Annotated in this window: 8 protein-coding genes; 6 read left to right on the top strand and 2 right to left on the bottom strand. The window is 67.9% G+C overall.

The annotated features are described in order from the left end of the window. Window position 1 precedes the first annotated feature (1 nt). The 3 genes from POL25_RS32595 (at window position 2) to POL25_RS32585 (ending at window position 6,272) form a co-directional block, all read left to right on the top strand. Window positions 2–2,965: a pentapeptide repeat-containing protein gene (locus POL25_RS32595; RefSeq protein ID WP_272090196.1), complete on the top strand. Its 2,964-nt coding sequence runs from the start codon at window positions 2–4 to the stop codon at window positions 2,963–2,965. 3 nt (window positions 2,966–2,968) lie between these two features. Beyond that, the gene (locus tag POL25_RS32590) at window positions 2,969–5,746 is read left to right on the top strand and encodes a DEAD/DEAH box helicase (RefSeq protein ID WP_272090195.1); all 2,778 of its coding nucleotides are present in this window, start codon (window positions 2,969–2,971) and stop codon (window positions 5,744–5,746) included. 217 nt (window positions 5,747–5,963) lie between these two features. Then, window positions 5,964–6,272: a hypothetical protein gene (locus POL25_RS32585; RefSeq protein ID WP_272090194.1), complete on the top strand. Its 309-nt coding sequence runs from the start codon at window positions 5,964–5,966 to the stop codon at window positions 6,270–6,272. Between the two features lie 74 nt (window positions 6,273–6,346). On the opposite strand, the gene POL25_RS32580 is transcribed toward POL25_RS32585, so the two are convergent. After that, window positions 6,347–8,245, bottom strand: coding sequence for a hypothetical protein (locus POL25_RS32580; protein WP_272090193.1), 1,899 nt, complete (start codon window positions 8,243–8,245; stop codon window positions 6,347–6,349). Next, window positions 8,242–13,839: an AAA family ATPase gene (locus POL25_RS44645; protein WP_272090192.1), complete on the bottom strand. Its 5,598-nt coding sequence runs from the start codon at window positions 13,837–13,839 to the stop codon at window positions 8,242–8,244. The genes POL25_RS32580 and POL25_RS44645 overlap by 4 nt, the downstream gene beginning before the upstream one ends. 307 nt (window positions 13,840–14,146) lie before the next feature. On the opposite strand from POL25_RS44645, the gene POL25_RS32570 reads away from it, so the two are divergent. From POL25_RS32570 to POL25_RS32560, 3 genes are all read left to right on the top strand, one after another. Then, complete coding sequence (locus POL25_RS32570; RefSeq protein WP_272090191.1) at window positions 14,147–16,213, top strand: McrB family protein; 2,067 nt, start codon at window positions 14,147–14,149, stop codon at window positions 16,211–16,213. A 10-nt stretch (window positions 16,214–16,223) separates the two neighbouring features. After that, complete coding sequence (locus POL25_RS32565) at window positions 16,224–17,393, top strand: McrC family protein (RefSeq protein WP_272090190.1); 1,170 nt, start codon at window positions 16,224–16,226, stop codon at window positions 17,391–17,393. A gap of 1,350 nt (window positions 17,394–18,743) precedes the next feature. Continuing rightward, the gene (locus POL25_RS32560) at window positions 18,744–19,856 is read left to right on the top strand and encodes an STAS domain-containing protein (protein ID WP_272090189.1); all 1,113 of its coding nucleotides are present in this window, start codon (window positions 18,744–18,746) and stop codon (window positions 19,854–19,856) included. Window positions 19,857–19,871 lie beyond the last annotated feature (15 nt).

Here is a 19,871-nt window from a genome sequence, read left to right as displayed (position 1 = left end):
CGTGGCCGACCCCGTAACGCTCGCGCTAGTCACGTCGTCGATCAAGCTGCTGGAAAGCGGCTGCAAATTGTCCGTCTGGGACGGCTGGACCACGTTCCCCACCCAGGATCGGCTCGGCTGGCTGACGAAACTGCTCGGGCTCGGCGCGGACGTAATCGGAAAGGCCAGCGACCTCTTCAAATCTCTCGCGCCGGCGTCCGCTCGGCCCGAGCAAGCCGTACACCTGTGGGCCATTCACGTAGCATGTTTCGGGGAGGCGCTCGCGGTGTACTGGGGCGGAAGCGGCGAAATGGCTGGCCGCCCGAACAAGTGGGGCAAATGGTTTGCCCCCACCTGGGTACGCGGTCGCCTGCAAGAGGTCGAAGCTGCGATCAAGTTCGCGCTGGACCTGCTGGGACGCGCCACTCCATCTCCGCTGCCGCGTGATACCTGGCTGGAGACGCCGACTGCGAGCCCGATGTACCAAGCTCTGTGGGCGGCCTTCACCGACCCCGCGGTCACCGTTGACGCCCCCCCGCTGCTGCCGCGCGAACAAGATGGCGACGTACAAACGTTCGAGCGCGCTTTCACGCGCGCCTTCCGCGAGGTGTTGGCCCGCGGCGGCAACGCTGAACTGCGCACCCTACTGACTGACGGCCTGCCGCGCGGCGAAGCATTGCGCCGGCTCTTGGTGACCGACATAGCCGCATGGCGGCACAAGCACGTGTTCGCCGGAGTGGACACCTCAGAGGGAATTCCTGATCTGCCGCTCGAGCAGTCGTATGTCGAACCGAATGCTAAATATGATTTGGGCAAAGGGACCCGCACTGGACCAGTGCTCACGTTGCTCGCGGAGTTGCTGTGCCAACATAAGGTTGTGTGTGTTAGCGCCGATTTTGGAATGGGCAAATCATTGACAGCTCGGACGCTGGCATGGCGTTGGGCTTCAGCGTATCTCGATCCTAATAGTATTGATCCAAGTTGTCAGCGGGTTTTTCCAATTTATGTCCGCTGCGCCGATAGCTCGATAGCCCATCAAAGTCTGGACGACGTTATCCGACGCGCGCTTAAGCGTAGCGCGGAAGCGATCGGGGTTTCGCTAAGAGTTGACGATCCTGCGTTTGCGCCACCACGGGAGGGACACGCCGTGATCCTTCTGGACGGCCTGGACGAATTAGCGATGAACACGGAGCAAGCACGAAACTTGCTCCGGGAACTCTTCGATTATGCCTCAGACGAACAGCGCTTCATTGTTTTCTCGCGGCCCGAGGCGTTGTCTCAACTTGACGCCAAAAGCAGAGAACACGTGATTCCGCACGTCAAGCTTCAGAGGTTTGACGAGAGGCAGATAGATGAGTGGCTGTGGGCCTGGCCGAACGCAGGACCTACCCGCGAGAATATCGCATTGCACGGTCTTACCGACCTCGCACAAATTCCGATTCTCCTTTTCATGCTTGTGCTGACGTGGCCGACCTATGCGCGGAAGGAGGGAATTATACCCCAGGTCCAGATCTACGAAGCGTTTTTTGATACGCTGGCGACCGGCAAATACCAGCGCAGCGGCGAAGTCCACCCTCAGATCAAGGAAGCAGCCGAGCGAGCGCGTGAGACCTTGGTCAGCCGGGGCGAGTTGCCACCGTGGAAGGGTGAGGAGGGGGGCCGACGTTCCGCCATTGAAGCAATTCGGTTGCTAATGGATCGAGTTGCCTGGGAGGCGATGCGGCGTGAATTTTCAGGTCTGGCCCTGTCACGCTGGCATATCTTGGCTGTGCTCGAGAACGATCTGGGCATCTCTGAGTCAACACTCGAGCAGGTGCGGATCGGACTCTTGCTTGGCATGCAGGCGCAATTTGCTGGCGGAAGTCCACAATTTTTCTTCGGTCACCGTTCGTTCCTGGAGTTCGCGGCCGCGCGGTTCTGGGAGCGGCAGTTACGGCGATTACTCACTGCCGGCCGCCACAATTTTGATGCACTTGAGGAGGGCATCTCCGGTGCCCCGCTCGTGGAGAGCGATTCGAGGGTCTTATTATTCCTGCGCGAGCGTCTCGACATGTGGGGAGAACAAGATCGTCGACGCCTTCTCGACTGGGCCCGAGCGACCGTTGAAGACGAAGCGGTCCGCACGAGCGATGGTCGACCTACATTCCGCAATGACCAGCGGACACTGGTGCGGCAAGCAGCCCTCGCCATCGGCTGTCATCTCGCCCAGCGCCTTGACGAGTGTTTCGATATCGGAGACGGCTCGGTGCTCTTGACGATTTCGACATGGTGGACGATCGTAAGAAAGAAACCTCCGATGTTTTTTGCTCCTGTTGTCATTGTGAAACCGGGGTCGCTGCTTCTTGGCCTCGTCGGCCAAGGCTCGAATTTCGAAGGCGCGCACCTCGAAGGCGCGAATCTTGACGGTGCAAGCCTTGAAGGGACAAATTTCAGGGGGGCAAATCTCAAGGGTGCGCATCTCGCGGGTGCGAACCTCAGACTGGCAAGTTTCTACGGGGCGAATCTCAACAGTGTGTCGTTTATTCGAGCCGACCTCCTTCGTGCGGATCTTTGTGAGGCGGACCTCGTTTATGCAGATCTCGAAGACGCAAACCTGTATGGCGCAAAGTTCTGTAACGCAACCCTCTTTGATGCGAATTTTGCCAACGCGGACTTGCAGAAGGCAAATTTCGCAGGCGCCGACCTTGAAGAAGCAAATCTCTTTGGCGCGAATCTCGAAGGTGTGAATTTCGAAGGCGCGAGTCTCGCAGGTGTGTTCCACCTTCACGTAGACCTCGCTCGGGTAAGATTCGACACTTTCACACGATGGCCCGACGGCTTTATTCCACTGTCGGCAATTAGATCGATCGGCGATTCGTTTGAAGCGCCCACACACAACAATATGAAGGTCCACGACCAGCAAGCCCAGGGAAGCGCTACCTCTGACGCCAGGACCGACGATGAGCCTGGTCCTGGTTCGTCAGCCCGATCACAGGATGTCCAATAGCTGATGCCCGGCATCGACCGCCTTCATCCTCACCTCCAGCACGCGATCGTCCACGATCTCGGCTGGCGCTCGCTGCGCCCGGTCCAGGAACTGACGATTGACGCCGTGCTCGACGGCTGCAACGCGGTGGTGCTCGCCCCGACCGCCGGCGGCAAGACCGAAGCGGCGATCTTCCCGCTGCTCTCGCGGATCCTCAGCGAGAACCTCCAACCCGTCTCGGTCCTGTACGTGTGCCCGATCCGCGCTCTCCTCAACAATCAGGAGGAGCGGCTCACCAGCTACGCGCGCATGGTCGGCCTCGAGGTCTTCAAGTGGCACGGCGACGTTGGCGACGCTCGCAAGCACCGCTTCCGTGACGCCCCCGCGCACATCTTGATGACGACTCCCGAGTCGCTCGAGGTGATGATGATCAGCGAGCGCACCGACGCCCGCGCGCTCTTCCGGGGCCTGTCCGCCGTCGTGATCGACGAGGTTCACGCCTTCGCCGGCGACGACCGCGGCGCTCACCTAGCCGCCCTGCTCGAGCGCCTCGGCGCGTTCTGCGGGCGCGACATCCAGCGGATCGGCCTGTCCGCGACGGTCGGCAATCCGCTCGTGATAGGCGAGTGGCTCCAGGGCTCGAGCCGGCGCCCGTTCCGGCTCGTCGACCCGCCGCGCCCCCCGGCCGAGCGGCAGCTCCGCGTCGAGCACTGCGAGGACATCGGCCACGCCGCCCTCGGCATCGCCCAGATCGCTCGCGACAAGAAGAGCCTCGTGTTCGTCGAGAGCCGCTCGAAGGCCGAGCGCGTGGCCCAGGCCCTCGGCGGCTCAGGCGTCGAGGTGTTCATTCATCACAGCTCCGTCAGCCGTGCCGACCGGGCGCTCGCCGAGGAGCAGTTCGCCCGCGGTCAGAACACCGCGATCGTCTGCACGTCGACGATGGAGCTCGGGATCGACGTGGGCGACCTCGATCAGGTGATTCAGGTCGACGCCCCGGGCTCGGTCGCCTCGTTCCTCCAGCGCCTCGGGCGCACCGGCCGCCGTGCCAACACCCGCGCCAACTGTACCTTCTTCTGCCTGAGCCCAGAGTCCCTCCTGCAGTCGGTCGCGCTGTTGCGCCTCGCCCAATCGGGCTGGGTCGAGGACGTGAAGCCCGCGTCGCAAGCGATGCACGTGCTCGCGCATCAGGTGATGGCGCTCGTCCTGCAGGAGGGCGGCATCTCGCGCCACCAGCTGCTGCCGTGGATCGAAGCCGCCTATCCGTTCTCGAGCGTCCACCCAGAGCGCCTACACGAGCTCGTCGACACGATGCTCCAGCGCGACATCCTCTACGAATCGGACGGCCTGCTGTCGCTCGGCCAGCGCGGCGAGAAGCTCTACGGCCGCCGTAACTTCTTCGAGCTTTATGCCGTATTCACCGCCCCGCCGGTGATGCGCATCCAGCATGGCAAGGACGACGTCGGCTATATCCAGGCGCTCTTCGTCTCGATGCACGACCACCAGCAGGGGCCGCTGTGCTTCCGGCTCTCGGGGCGCGCGTGGGAGGTCGGCTCGGTCGACTGGTCCAAGGGAGTCTTGCACGTCCGGCCGGCCGAGCACGGCCGTGTCCCGAGCTGGCTCGGGCTCCCAGGCACGCTATCGATGCAGCTCTGCCAGGCGATGCGCGACGTGCTCGCGCGCGCGGGCGAGGAGGACGCCTGGCTCACGAAAGCGGCGGCCCAGGAACTGCAGATGCTCCGCGGTTCCTACGCCGGTATCCTCGCCGAGGGCAGCGCTCCGCTCGAAGAACTGCCCGACGGCGTCCTTTGGCATACCTTCGCCGGCGGCGCCGTCAACCGACTCCTCGCCGCCGGCCTCGAGGCGAAGTCCGGCAAGCGCTGGGTCGCAGGCAATCTCTCCATGCGCTGTAAAGACCTCCCGCTCGCCCTCGCGCGCGAAGCAGTGCGCGAGCTCGCCGAGGTCAATTGGGAGAGGACCGCCGCCAACGCCGCCCGCGGCATGGCCCGCGGCATAGTCAGTAAGTTCCAGCCCTGCCTGCCCGAGGACGCCGAGGACCGTCTCCTCGCCGAGCGGCTGCTCGACCTCGCGGGGGCACTCCAGTTCCTCGGTGGCATCACCGTTGAAGGCGCTCGCGCGCTCACACGACCGCTTGGCGCCCGCCTGGTGGACATCGAACCGAGTCGCCCCATCGCGCTCGAGCTGCGGCTTCCCACCGAACCGACGAGCGTCGCCCCCAAAAACGAAGTTCATTGGGTCGACACGCCCGCCGCCCTGCGCACCGTCTGCGACGTGCTCCGCACCGAGGAGGTGCTTGGCCTCGATGTCGAGACGGCGCTCGACTTCGGCACCCTCTGCCTCATCCAGGTTGCCACCCGAACCCGGACATACCTGATCGACCCCTTCGCTGTCGGCGAGCTCGGCCCCCTGCAAGCCGTCTTCGACGCCCCGCGCCCCCGCAAGGTCATCCACAACGCCCGCTTCGAGCGCCGCGTCCTCGGCCGGGTCGGTGTCCCGCTCCAGGGCGTCTTCGACACCATGGAGGTATCCCGCCGTGTCCGAGGATCGAAGATCCTCGGCGGACACAGCCTTGCCGTGGTCTGCGAGCGCGAGCTCGGCCTCCAGGTCGACAAATCCGCACAGACCTCCGAGTGGGGCCGCCGCCCCCTTTCCAAAGAGCAACTCCGCTACGCCGCCCTCGACGCCGAGCTCCTGCTTGCGCTCCATGATCGGCTGGGAAGGGATGCTGGGGCAGGCGCCGAAGAACCACAACTTTCGATCGATGCCCGTTACAACCTCCCCTGACTCGAAACCCGCACCATGGCCCTGACCCCCGAGCAACAAGCTTTCCTCCATCTCGTCCCCACCGGCCGGAGCATCGGCAACACTCGCCTCCTGCAAGAAGACCGGCAAGTGGAGCCGCCCCGACGCCGTCGTTATTGGAATCAAGCATTTTCCGCTCATCAACCATGACATCCTCGAGGTCATCACCTTCGAGGCCAAGCTGTCTTCTAATTTCGACATGCGCGGGATCCACGAAGCGTCGGTGCATCGGCGCTTCTCGACCCATTCTTACGCCTTCTTCCATGTTACGGAGGAGCAGTACCAGGACGAGGAACGTAGCGAGATGATGAAGGAGGAGGCTATGCGGGTCGGCGTCGGCCTGATCTTCGCAACTGCAGTGCAGGACTTCGACACCTGGGACGAGCTCGTCAAGGCCCGTGCCCACCAGCCCGAATGGGAGCTGCTGGAGACCTTCGTCGGCGACCAACTCGGCGGCCGCGAAGTCATCGGCGCCCTCTGGGCGCAACTGGAGAGCAAGGCAACATGACGAGCCGCGAAGCAACCAACCCCGACTCACCACGCGATGCTGTCTGACATCTCCCTCCGCGCGAAGTGCATCGTTTAGCGGCCGTCGCTGACGGCCGGCGACCAGTCGAGCGACCCATCCTCGAGCAGCGGCAGCGGTAGGAGGATCCGCAGTAGCTCACCGCGGGTGAGGTCGCCGACGGCGGGTGCAACGGCGAAAACCGCGGTGAGCCAGCGGTCGCACAGCTCGAGGTACCTGTCCCGAAGGGCACGTTTCGCGGTCGCCAGTGCATGTGCTGGGTCGTTGCGGGCGACCAGGAACTGCAGCGACTTCATCAGTTCCTGCGCGCTGCGTTCGGGCGCGCGCTCGCCGAGCGCGCGCGCGTCGAGCAGCGCGCCGGCGTACAGCGCGAAGCTCCACAAGCTGGGGAAGGACTCGCCGACGGTCGGCAGCTTCAGCGGGCTGTCGGGCTTGTCCCACACCTGCGTCAACGCGGCGACGATCGCCGGGTCGAGCACCGGCGCGCGGTAGTAGTCCAGCCCGAGCTGCCAGCGTGCCCACACGCGCAGCAGCTGTTCGGGCAGCGCGAGCCCGTCGCGCAGCGCGCCGGCGGGGCCGCGGCGCCGGTTGGCGCCGTCGAAGTGGAGCGTCAGCAGGAACAGCGCCGCGCGGACGCGGTCGTGGTCGAAGCCGTCGTCGGCGACCGGCTCGCCGAGGCGGTCGACGATGCGCACGTCGGAAATGCCGTGGATGGTCCGCGCGATCTGCGACAGGTCGGCGTACCGGCGGCGCAGCTGGCCGGTCTCATCGACCTCGGCGTTGCGATCGAGCCAGCGCTGCGCCTCGCCGATCGCCTTGAGCAGCGCCGGCCAGTCGGTGTCAAGGCCCGGTTCGACGTCGGTGAGGAGGTGCATGATCGTCGCGTGGTGGCGCAGCAGCTCGGTCGCCGCGGCCGGCCGCGGTTCGTCGGCGAGCAGCCGCAGCACCTCTGAGTAGTCAGCACGAAGATACAGCTGCCGCGCGCGCACCCGCGCCCGCCGCTGACCGTTCGGGTCCTCGCGCAGCAGCGCCTCGCGCTGACACTGGAGCGCGGCCGGCCCGAGCGACCCGGCCCGCAGCTCGTCGCCGTCGAGGATCAGCTCGTGCAACTCGTGCTGCCGCACCGCTTCGACCGCGTCGTCGCGGTCGAAGCGGTGATACACGTCGATCACCTTGCCTTGAAAGAACGCGTCGTCATCGTGGTCGAGCCACTCGGCGAACCGCACGAGCCCGGCGAGCGCCTCCGCGCACAGCTTCTGCTGCAAGACGCGGTCGAGCTTGATCGAAGCGCCTCCGCGCTCCCACGCGCCAAGCACCCGCGCCAGCACTTCGGGATAACCGCCGGTCAGCTTGAGCGCGTACGCATACACGTGGGGCGGCACCGACTTTGGGCGTAGCGTGGCGATCGCAGCTGCGCCACGCAGGCGGACGATCCGCTTGTCATGGCTGTTCCCGTAGTCGCTGGCGATCATGGGGTGGCCTTTCTTCTCCCACCGTCGCTTGAGCCGGCGGTGCGAGGCCGGGGCCATCACCACGGCGCGCGCGAGGTTGTCCTCCTCGGCGGTACGCAGGCACGCGAGCATCCACGGCGGTAGCGTGTCGAGCGTGCAGTGGAAGCGGCGCAGAACGTAGATCGCTGGGTGCTCGCCGGCACGCAGCAAGCTCTTGAGCGCGAGGTCGGAGTCGGCGGCGTCGGCCGCAAACGGGCGACACAGCCCGGCGGCGAGGCGGGCGATGAACGTGCGGACGTCGGGGATCTCGTCCATCGTCAGCTCGGCGACCGGCACTCCACCGGCGGCCTCGCGCAGCCGCTCGACGATCGCCGAACCAACGATGCGGTCGCCGAAGCCCGGCGGCACGACGACATTGACGCTGCCCGGCGCGGTCGAGTGCAGGACGTCAGCGACGACGTCAGCGACGAGAGGTTCGAGGTCGAGGGTCTGGATTATGGTCATGACGGTCCGCCAGTCGACGCGGAGAGCCGCTGGAGCGCCTCGTGACGTAGGCGCGCCGCACCGCGTCGCAGCGCGAGCGCCGTGACAGGCACGGTGATTCGCACCCGTTGCGCTGGATCCTGCGCGACCGCCCCCTCGTCGAGGAGCAGCCGTAGCGCGCGCTCGCGGTCGGCCTCGCGGGTGATCCGCAGCAGGTCGGGCACCTCGAGCGCGTCACCGAGGTTGAGCCAGCGGTCGGTCTCGGTGGTACGCACCGCGATGTGCACGAGTAGGATCTGCGCTAGCAACCGCTCGCGCACCGGCACGCGCTTGAGCGTGTCGAAGATATGCGAGTAAAACACCTGCTCGTCGATCCGAACGAGCTCGGGCAGGCTCGAGGCGATCAGCCGGCGCGCGGCGTCGTTAACAACCGGGACGTTGACGCTGCGCCCGTCGGCCGACAGCCCCGCCGCCTGGCCGACCAACGCGAGAAAGTACGGGTGGCCACCGCACAAAGTTGCCGCGTGGCGGGCGACGGCGTCGATGTTCTCGGGCCGGCACAGCCGCCCGCGGATCGACTCCGGCAGGAATGTGGCGAGGATCGCTTCGCGGTCGCGCTCCCAGACGAACGGCCGGATCTCGATCTGGTCGATGCTGCCGTGCAGCGGCCGGCTGTAGTCGCGCGTCAACATCTTCTGCAAGCCCGAGCCGGCTAGCACGAGCGAGATGTCGCGCGACTGCTGCACGATCTGCCGTAGGTCCCACATCATGCGGTCGACCTGCTCCTCGTGTCCGAGCAGCAGCGGCTCGACGAAGCGGTCGAACTCGTCGACGAAGAACGCGAGCCGGCAGATCCGCTCGCCCGATCGCTCGCGCAGGCGGTCGCGAAGCGAGTGCAGTGCGGTGTACAGCGACAGCGACGCGTCGATGCCGCGGAACAGCCGGTGGATGTTGCGCTCCTCGACGTCCAGCTGCTCGCGCACCGCCGCGTTGCGCGGGTCTCCGAGCGCGTGCACGATCGCCGCGAAGAACCGCTGCGACATCGACATGTTGTCCGGCAGGTCGAGGTTCGACACGTCGAGGAACACCCCCGCGACGTGCCCTGGCCGCGGCGGCAAGAGCCGCACCATCTCGAGCAGCAGCGATGTCTTGCCGACCCGGCGCTGGCCGAACAGCATCAAGCTGCCCTGCCCACGGTCGCTGCGCAGCCGCAGATCAATCTGGCGGATCTCGTCCTCGCGGCCGAAGAAGCCCTCGTCGTGCTGGACCGGCCTGCCCGATGCGCCAGGCCAGGCGCCGAGGACCTCCTCGCGGCGCACCGGATTCGTCGCCTCGCCCGCGAGCTCGAGGTCGAGCGACCCGCGCGCCTCGAACGTCCGCCCGCCGAACGTGCGCCCGGTGATCGTGAACGGCACGGCGAGCAGATCGCCGCCGCGGATCCGCGGCGGCAGCGGCAGCCTGGCGTGAATCGTCCGCGCGGTCAGCAGGTCGTCGTCGCCGCTGATCAGCTCGATCACGGGCTCGTCGAAGAAGCGCAACGCGAGCGCCTCTGGTGGGTCGGCCGACAGCCGCGCTTCGACGAGCACCGCGAGGTCGAACTCGCCGTGGCGATCCTGCACGACGCGGTCGAGCGCCTGTACCTCGACCGGCGCCACGTCGACGTCGACCTGCGCGCTCGTCGACTCGAGCCGCAAGAACAACAAGATCCACGGCTGCCGGTTCTTGCGCCGCGCCGTCTGCTCGCGGAAAGCCGCCGACATCTGCAGCGCACGCGCCCGCACGTCCGGGTCCGACTCCGCCCGCGTGAACGCGTGGATGCACTGCACCGCGAAGCTCGGGTTCGGCGACTGGTTGGCGAGCTGCCGCAGCGCCTCCTCGCAGCGCAGCCGGTACAGCCAGTGCAGCAGGTCGGCGCGTGGATTCGGGTTGTTCTGGGGCTTGAGCAGCTCCCACAGCGTCTCGGCGATCCGCGCGCTCGCCGGGACGTCGCGGTCCTGCACCTGGGCCGCCGCCCACATCAGCTCGACGGACCACGCGTACTTCGGGTCGTCGCGACGCGCCGCGACGACCTCGGCGATCAGCGCGGCGCCGCGCGCCCCGAGGTCGGCGCCGCTCCGCTTCGCGGAGTCGTCGAGCGCCTCGACGATCAACAGGTCGAGTTCGCCTGCGAGGTCGAACTGCTGCAGGTCGCTCTTGGCCCAGAACACTGCGACGACCTCGTAGATCAGCGTGACATCGGGTGTCGGGCGGTCGGTAAGGCTCTCGCGGGCGCGCGCGAACGCGAACACCCCCTCGGCGACCGGAAGCCGCGAGCTCTGCCCGGGCGCGCTGCCGTGCGCGCGCACAAGCCCGGCAGCGATCCGGCGCAGCGCTGGCCAGTCCTTCGCGCGCACCGCCTCGTCGACCGTGCGCGGCCCATCCGCCCGCGGATCGGGCGTCTGCTCGACGAGGCGCGCGAGGTAGCGCCGGATGTGCGCCGCGAGCTCGTCGCCGCCCGACTCGCGTTGGATCGACACGGCCTGCCGTGGCGCGCGGGCGGCCGGTCGAACCGCCTCGACGCTCGGCAGGCGCGGCGGCGCGACGAACTGCAGGATCCGGCTCGGCTGGTGGTACGCGCGGATTAGACCGACCAGCTCAGCGAGCGGGTCGGCCGCGCGCTCATCGACTAGCGTCTGCAGCCGGTCTGTGACGTAGCGCGGCAGCGCCTCGAGCAAATGATCGACGGTCTCCGGTTGTTCGGCTCGATAGGTCACCTGCGTCAACAGATAGCGGCTCACCTCGTGGATCGAGTCGGCCAGCTTCTCCGCCAGCTTGTCCGACGGCCAGTGCGAGAGCCGGTCGAGCCGGCGCGCCAGCGGGGCGAAGTGAGGCTGCACCGCGGCGCCGAGGGCTGGGTCGTCACAGGCGTGCAGCAAGAAGTCGATGTGCATCCGCCGGCTCGCATTGGCGGTCCGCACCGCACCGACACGCGCTTGCAGCTGCTCGAGCGGCTCGTCGATCGCCGGCGACCCGCCGGCGTCGCGCAGGAAGTCGAGCGCGTAGCGCCGCTCGGGATCTTGCAGCAGCCGGTGCCGCTGCAGATCGTCGGCGAGCTCGCGCACCAGCGACTCGGCGTTCTCGAAGTCCTCGGCGCCTAGCGCCTCCTCGAACAGCTGCAGGCGGACGGCGATCTCCTCGCTGTCCGGTGCGCTGCCGCGGGCCTCGGCGAGCGACCCCTCGTGCTCGCGCAAGATCCCCTCGCGCCGCTGCTGGGCCGATGCGTCGACCCGTCGCAGGAGCTCCGGATCGTCGCCCGCCGCCAGTCGAGCTGCGTGCAGCACGCGCCGGCGCAGCAGCTCGTCGACCGCCTCAGCGCTGCTCCCCGGCCCGCGCCCGAGCACGACCCGCAGGCGGTCGGCGACATACAGCTCGGCCGTTACCGGCCGGCCGTCGCACAGCGCGATAAAGCTGGCTGTATGGACAGGTTCGATCTCGCCCTCGGGGTCGGCAAGCTCTGGTCCGGCGAGCAGCGCCTGGATCGTTGGCTCGTCGCCCAGACGCCGCAGCGCTCCGAGAAACGCCTCGCCGCGCGGGCGCCCGGCGGCCGCCAGCCCGCGCACCGCCGGTGCCAACGAATCGCCCGGTGCGGGCGTCGCCGCGGTCACCCACGCCCGCAGGTCGCGCTCGATCTCCGCGAGGAACGTACGCGTGTTCTTGCGGTGGATCTCGGTGAGGTTGCGCACCGACACCGGATCGAGCTGATCGATCGCCACTTGGACCATGTGGTCGAGCGTGCCGATTCGCGTGAACGCCGTCAGCGCCGCCGCCGCATGGTCGCCCTCGACATCGACCTTCAACGCCCGACGCACGATCTGCTGCGCGTATCCCCGCAGCTCCTGATGCAGCCGCGTCATCCCCGGTGGCAGCGTCAATCGATCGATCACGTTCTGCTTCAGCTCGCGCACCCGCTGCTGCGAATCATCGCTGGCGGCTTTCGACACCTCATGGGCGAGCTGCACCAGCCGCCGCGCGATGTCGGCGAGGTCGCGCGTGCGCGCCTGCAAGCGCACCGCGTGGAACAGTTCAGTGATCGCCGGCTCGCCGTGGAAGTGCGGCGCGAGCTCCGCGAGCAGATCGCCGCGCCCCGAGGTCAGCGCCAGCGAGAACAGCCGCTCGCCGAGTTCGACCGGCAGCTTCGGATCAGCCGCGAGTTCGTGGAGAGTGGCGTCATCGAGCGCTGCGAGCAGCGGCGCGACTAGCTCCGCGCGAAGCCCGTGCGCCAGCTCGACGAGCAACGAGCACGCCGCCGGGCGGTCGCGTGCCGCCAGCACGGCGAACAGCACGACCAGAAGCCTCCGATCGGCGACGAGCGGCGCGAGCCGCTCGCGTCGGTGAGTACGCAAGCATCCCTGCAACAACAGGTGCAGGGCCGGCGCGAGCTCGGCGTCGAGATCGAGCGCCAGCTCGCCGCCGCGGTCGAGCTGCGACCACTCGGACAGCAACCTGTCGGCGGCCTCTTCCTCGGCGTCGACCCGCGCGAGCCTCGCCTGTAGTTCGCCGCCGAGCTCGTCGAGGATCCGCTCGAGTGCCGCGATCCGCTCGTCGATCGGACTGTCGAGCACGCCGCCCGGGATCGTCGGCCACTCCGGCTCGACGGCGAGGCGCTCGCACAGCACCTCGATACGGTCGGCAGCCTGCCGCACGTTGGCGAGCGCCGCCGCGCGCCGCTCGATTCCCACCCGCAGCGCGGCGAGCGAGCTCTGCTGCGTTGTCGCGCCGGGGAGCTCGTGCCGCAGCAGCTGCAGAATCGGGTGGTCGGGCAGATCGTCGATCTGCCTCTGCAAACGTTGTCTGGCCGCCTCGAGGTCGCGCAAGGCGCTGCGCGGGCCCTCGGCGAGTCCGGCGAGCAACTCGAGCGCGCGCTCGAGCTCCGCCGGCGACATCCGCGTCGTCCACTCGCTGTACCGCTGCAGCAGCCGCTGCAGCGCCTCCACTCGCTCGTCGCGCTCCTCGACCGGCTCGCTCGCCGCCGGCACCGCCGGCTCCTGGATCGGAGGATCATCGACTGCGGCATCGCCGACATCGCCGTCCTCGTCGGATTGCCCCGCCGCGACGAACTTCGCGAACTGCGGATGCGCCGCGAGCAGCGCGTCGGCCCAGTCGCGCCCGCGCGAGGGCTCGAGCAGCGCCCGCGCGGCCGCGAAGCAGGCGACGGGCCACAGCCGGGCATCCATAGACCCGGCGCGCAGGACCTGCTCAACCTGCGCCGGCTCATCGCCGATCGCCCCGAGCATGTCGTGGCGGTGCGCGTCCGACAGCAGCCACGCCAGCAGTTGACGTCCGAGAAAGTCGGTCAGCGACCCGGCGTGGGCCCGCGACATCTCGTCGGTGAGGCGCTGGCGATCGCGGGCGGAGCGAAGCGACATGGCGATCGCGCGACCGAAGCTCGCGTCGTCCGAGACGTCAATGCGTCCGCGCCGGATACGCTTCATCAACTGCTTCAGGCCCTTGCGCAGGTCCTGGACGCGCTGCGGAGCGGTGCCGAACGTGAGCACCATGGCCCACAACTGGCCGTCGTCCAGGATCGCCGCCAGGCCGTTCTGCTGCGTCCAGGGGAACGAAAGCTCCGCGCTCACCTCGATCTCCATACCGACTCTACCACTCCTCGCGTCGCGCTCTGACGCGATCTTCATCGGGGGGGTCTCTCGCCCCGGCATTCGCCCCCCGAATGACCAGGCGAGTTCGGGTCGCTCGGGACGATCAGCCCTCGCCGCGGGACAGTGCCGCCGCGGAGGTCGGCCTCGGCCATGGTCGGGCGGGGCTCACAGGGCCGGGCACTTCTGCAAGAGCCCAGGTTCGCGCATCGGCGAGCGCCGCGCGGAAGCGCTCAGCCCTTCGGCCCTGATATACGGCCGGGCTTCGCATCGGCTAATCATGACTGCCATGGAGACGGAGCTCGAAGCTCGCATCGCAGGGGCCGTCGCGGAGCACGAGCGCGCGAGCGCCAGCCCGAAGGACCGCGACGACCCGTCGGCGGCGACCGAGATCGTCGCGCGGCTGCTGCCGCATCCCGAGTCGAGGATCGAGGTCCTGCGAGTGTTCGCCGAGCTCATCGAACCGGCTCACGGACACGGGGACCGCAAGTGGGCCGTCACCCTCTTCACGGAGCGCGTAACCCTCAACGTCGGCTTGGTGTATGTGGGGGTGATCTTGCACGAGATGTTGTTTCTCTTGGTCGATCCGGCCAGGCTCGATGACGAGACGCGGACCGCGCTCGGGCCTCGCCTCAAGGGGACGTGGACCTTCAAATCCACCGGCCCGGCGGCGGTGCTCTACCTCCCGGCCGAGGACGTCGCGGCGCTGTGGCCCCGGGTCCGCGCGGCCTCGCAGGCGTTCATCGCCGCGGCGGCGTCACGCGACACCTCGTTCTACCGCTCGCACTCGCCTGGCTTCCTCGGCGCTCTCGAGACGGAGCTCGGGCGCTCGCTGCCGCGTCCGGCTACTCGACGCCGCGAGGAGCCGGACATCACGGCAGTGATCGCACGCGCTCGACGAGACCTTCCGCCCGCGCGAATCAAAGTCCGGCAGCGGGCGCTGGCCGAGGCTCGGCAGCTCATCGCGGCCAACAGGCGCTCGTTGTCCGCCGAGGACCTGATCCAGCTGATGCGCCTTTTCAACACCGACCTCGAGAATGGGCGCGAGCGCATGACCCGCTTCGGCCAAGCGATGGGCGGTCATTCGCGCAACCGGATCGTCGACCAAGCCGAGGCAGCCAACCACTGGATCGATACCTTGTGGGCCTGCGAGTCGGACGCGGACGCGGCCGCGACCATCGACCGTCTGCGCAGGGACTCCCCGCTGTCCAACGCCGGGATGTCGTTCCCGACCATGGTGCTGCACTGCAAGGCTCCCGAGCGCTGGTTCCCCGCGCAGTCGGGCATGCTGGCCCGCGGCTACGTGCGCCTGACCGGCGTCGCGCCGACTGACGGCCCCTCGTACATCCGCGCGTGCGAGCGCTTGCGGGCCCTCGTCGTGGAGCACGAGTTACCGGTCGTCGGGCTGGACATCGTCGCTTACTTCGCCGACCACCCGGAGTACGTCGATTCGCCCGACCCGACGCCGGACGACGCCGAGTCCCCGACGCCCCCGGGCTCCGAAGCCTACGACCGCGCGCAGTTTTTGGCCGAGACCCTGTTTGAGGACGCCGACCTGACAGATCTGGAGCGCCTCCTGCATGACCGGTCACAGCTCATGCTCTGCGGCCCCCCCGGTACGGGGAAGACATGGATCGCCGAGCGCCTCGCCCGCCTGCGCAGCGGCGGCGACCGCTCACGGATCGAGGTCGTGCAATTCCATCCCAGCTACGGCTACGAGGATTTCATCGAAGGCATCCGCCCGACCCCCGTAGGCGGGCAGATGACCTATCCGGTGGTCCCGGGCGTGTTCCTGAACTTCTGTGAGCGCGCGGCTAGCGATCTCGGGCGAGAGCACGTGCTCGTGATCGACGAGATCAACCGCGGCAACCTCCCCCGCATCTTCGGAGAGCTGCTGTTCGCCCTTGAGCGGCGCGGCGAGCCCGTCACGCTGTCGCAGTCGCGGCGCGTCTTGCGGGTGCCGCATAACCTCGTGCTCTTGGGCACCATGAACACCGCGGACCAATCGATCGCCCCGCTGGACATGGCGCTGCGGAGGCGCTTCCACTTCTTCAAGCTCGAGCCCGAGCCCGAACGGCTCGAGCGCTGGCTCGATCGTCACGCGCCGCGCATGAAGTCCGTCGCGGCCGTGATGCGGGCGCTCAATCTAGAGCTTAGGCGCCACGGAGTGAGCCGTGAGCGCCTGATCGGACACAGTCACTTTATGCGGCCTGGTCTCGATGAGGACGCCCTGGCGTTGATCTGGCGCGCGAGCGTCGTCCCCCTGGTCGAGGAGCTGCTGCACGGGCGCGAAGAATTGCACCGCGCGTTCGACTACGAGGCCTTCGTAGAGCCGCGCCTGGTCAGTGGGTTATAGGGCGCGGGCGATGAGCACGCTGGCTCGGTTGCGTGAATGGACGCCCAGCGCGCCGCTGTTGCTTTCGGAGAGCTCCCTGCGCCGCCTAGCCGAGTTGGGTCGCCTCGTCGATGTCCGCCCGGCCGCGGGAGGCCGGTGGATCGTGAGCCCCAAGGGCGTCGTCGGGCGCCTGGAGCTGCACGAGGGTACGCTGGAGCTGCTCCCGAAGTACCCCGTGGCCAACCTGTGTCGGATGCTCGCCGCCGCCTCCGAGTTGCCTCGCCTGCTTGAACCCGTAACCACGCTCGGCGAGGGCGCGCTGCCTGACCTGCTCGTCGCTGCGTTCGTGAGCCGCGCCGAGGCCCTCGTCGCCGCCGGTCTACGGCGTGACTACGTCGAACATCACGAGCGGCTAGCCGCGTTGCGCGGCCGCCTCGACCTCCCGGTCCACCTGCGCCGTCCCGAAGCGCTCGTCACGGAGCTCAGCTGCCGTCACGAGGAATACACGTTCGATACCCTGTTTAACGGCGTACTGAGGCAGACCACCGAGATCTGCCGCAGCCGCAGCCCGGCGCTCGCCGTTCGTCTGTCGCAGCTGCGTCACCGCCTCGCCTCTTTACCGCTCTCACGGCTGCGCCCCCCCGAGATCGCCCAGTTTCGCTATGACCGCTTCACCGAGCCGTATCGGCCTGTGCACGCGTTGTGCCGGCTGATCCTCGAGGGCACGGCGCTCGGGCTGGGCGACGGCGCTGCGCCCGGCGCGAGCTTCGTGGTGGAGATGGCCCCGCTGTTCGAGCGCTTCGTGTCGGCGTCGCTCCGCGCGCGCCTGGGGCCGCCGTGGCGGGTCTCGCTGCAAGAACGGACCAGCCTGGACACGGCGGCGGTGATAGAGATCCGGCCGGACATCGTCGTGTATCGCGACGACCAGGCGATGGCTGTGATCGACGCCAAGTACAAGCTCCGGCGCGGTGGCGCGCCAGCGTCGGACGACGCCTTTCAAGCCCTCGCCTACGCGCGTCGCTACGGCGTCCAACGAGCGATGTTGGTGTTTCCCGATCGCCCGGCGGGGATCCAGGAGCACCTAACGCATGATCGAGCCAACGCGATCGCCACACAGGGGCTCGATCTCGGCGCGCCCTGGAGCGAGGTCGAGGGCGCTCTCGACAGGCTTGCGGAGACGATCCGGGCCCCGGCTGGATGAGTGCCGACAGCCCGAGCGGCTTTGCGTGGACCTGGAGCGTCTCCCCGACGTCTCCACGACACAGGTCGAAGCCCGCGAGCCTTGGGGACTCGCGGGCTCTCGAGACAGGAGCCAATTCTTGAACATCTACGCGGGCTTTGGCGAAATTGCGAGTGCGATCAAAGGGTTGAGAAAGTCCGCTGATTAGTGCTTCGAGCAGTAGGACACGGACTTTGCCAACCACCTGATCGCGCTCGCCTTTCGCCCCAAGCCCGCGTCCTGGCACAGAAATCCTGCTGACACTTGAGAGCCCGCGAGTCCCCAGGACTCGCGGGCTTCGACCTGTGTCTTGGAGAGCTGGTGGAGACGCTCCAGGTCTGCGCGACAGCGACCAGGTGTCCAAGGTCCGACCGAGGGTCTGGAATCAGTACGCGGACGACATCGCCAATACGGTGCGTGTGGTTTAGATCCGCTCTGCGCGCCATTGAGCGCGAGAATGCCATTCACCGGGGCCAGCCCTCATGCGGCGCAGGGACGTTGTGATCGGACCGGGCGTCGATCCCCGCGTTGCGCAGGTCGACAACGAGCTGCCAGACGTCAGGCCGGTCCACAGTCCCCGCAATCCTCAAGCCGTTCACACACTATAGGTTGCCCCGGGATTGGGGGCCGCTCCTGCGCCATCTGACGAACCAGCCTGCCCTCGTTGCACCCCCGCTCGGCCAGATTCCTGTTCTGCCGAGCCGTGGAGGCACGGCAGCTCTGACCACAACGACGCCGGGAAGCACAGCAGTACCCACGTCCAGGAAGCTCCCGCGGGTGTGTCGTCGACCAAGACGTCCTCGACGACCGCGGGGAGCACGCCCCCCGCCACCGACATCCCCGAGAAGCTCAACGAGTGTCTGGAAGAACTTGATCAAGCGGCCGAGGATGGAGCTCGCTCGCCCTCTGGCGGTTCCTTGTCCACAAGCACCTTGATCCGGAACGTCTGATGCCGAGCCACAAACTCGCACGCCACCGGCGGACGCGCTGCTGCGGCGCTGCGGCGAGGAATTGCCGCGCTGACCGTGGGGCGATCAGGACATCTTCGCGCAGGTCTCCGGCCGGGGTGAGGATGGCCGAAGGGACATGTCATGAATCTACGGTGGTTGTGGACATGTCCTTTTCGCCAGGCGCCACGGGCGGGCGAAGGCGAGCTGTCTGCATCGGCGAGCCGAGCGTTGCACGGCGACACAGACTTCACCGCCGATGTGGGGCCGGGGGCGGCGGGGTGCCACGACCGCGAGGCGGTGTGTGCGGGAAATCCGGGACACCGTTTAAACGGGGTCCTGTCGGTCGCCGCGGGGTTTCCTGCGCATGATAAGAAACGGGGCGATGGATGCACGAAGCAAGCGCGCCCCGCACGTGGTGATCGAAGTGGACGATGTCCTGCGGGTGACCGGCTGGAGCCGTCGCGCCGAGCAGGTGTTCGGGGCCACGGAGGCGGACGTGCTGGGGCGGGACCTCGGCGAGGTCGTGCCGCTGGTCGCCGGCAGCTGGTCCGGCCTGCTGGTCGCGGACAACGAGACGCCGCAGGTGCTGGCGGTGGCTCGCGGCGAACGAGCGCTGCAGTTCGAGGCGTGGTGGCAATTGTCGGGCGACGCCGAGGCGACCGGCGCGACGATCCACGGCCACGACGTCAGCGAGCGGGTCGCCGCCCATCGCCGCGCGGCGCTGGCCGAGAAGATGCTCGGCGTGATCATCGAGAACCTCGAGACCGCAGTGTGGGCGCTCGATCGGGACGGGGTCTATCTGTTTCAGGACGGCAAGGGCATGCGCGCGGCCGGGCTCCGCTCGCAGCAATTCGTCGGTCTGAGCATCTTCGAGGCGTTCGGCGATCACCCGGGCCACGGCCGGGTGCGGCGCGCGCTCGCGGGCGAGGCGTGCCTCGGCGAGGAGGTCGAGGTGCTCGGGGTGCCGTGGAGGAACTGGTACATCCCGGTCGCGGACGCCGGTCCGGGCGAGGCCGCGCTGGTCGCCGTCTCGCTCGACATGACGGAGGCGCGCGGCCGCGAGGCCGAGCTGCAGGCCAAGCTCGACCTGATCGAGAAGCAGCAGGAGGTGATCCGCGAGCTCTCGACCCCGATCATCGAGGTCTGGGACGGCATCATCACCGTGCCGATCCTCGGCCTCGTCGACAGCGTGCGCACCGCCGAGATCATGGACAGCCTGCTGCAGGCGGTCGGCCGCCTGCGGGTCCGCTTCGCCATCCTCGACCTCACCGGCGTCGAGGTCGTCGACACCGGCACGGCCAGCCATTTGATTGCGATGATCCGCGCGATCGGTCTGCTCGGCGCCGAGGGGGTCGTCACCGGCATTCATCCGATGATCGCGCAGACGATGGTGTCCCTCGGCGTCGACCTGTCGTACGTGACCGTCCACGGTCGGCTGCGCGACGCGCTGCAGCACTGCATCGCCCGACTCGGCGAGCAGAAGCGCCGCGCGTGACGGGACGCGCGCGCG

Origin of the sequence: Nannocystis bainbridge, assembly GCF_028368995.1 — a bacterium.
GTDB lineage: Bacteria > Myxococcota_A > Polyangia > Nannocystales > Nannocystaceae > Nannocystis > Nannocystis bainbridge.
This window is presented reverse-complemented; position numbering and strand designations above follow the sequence as displayed.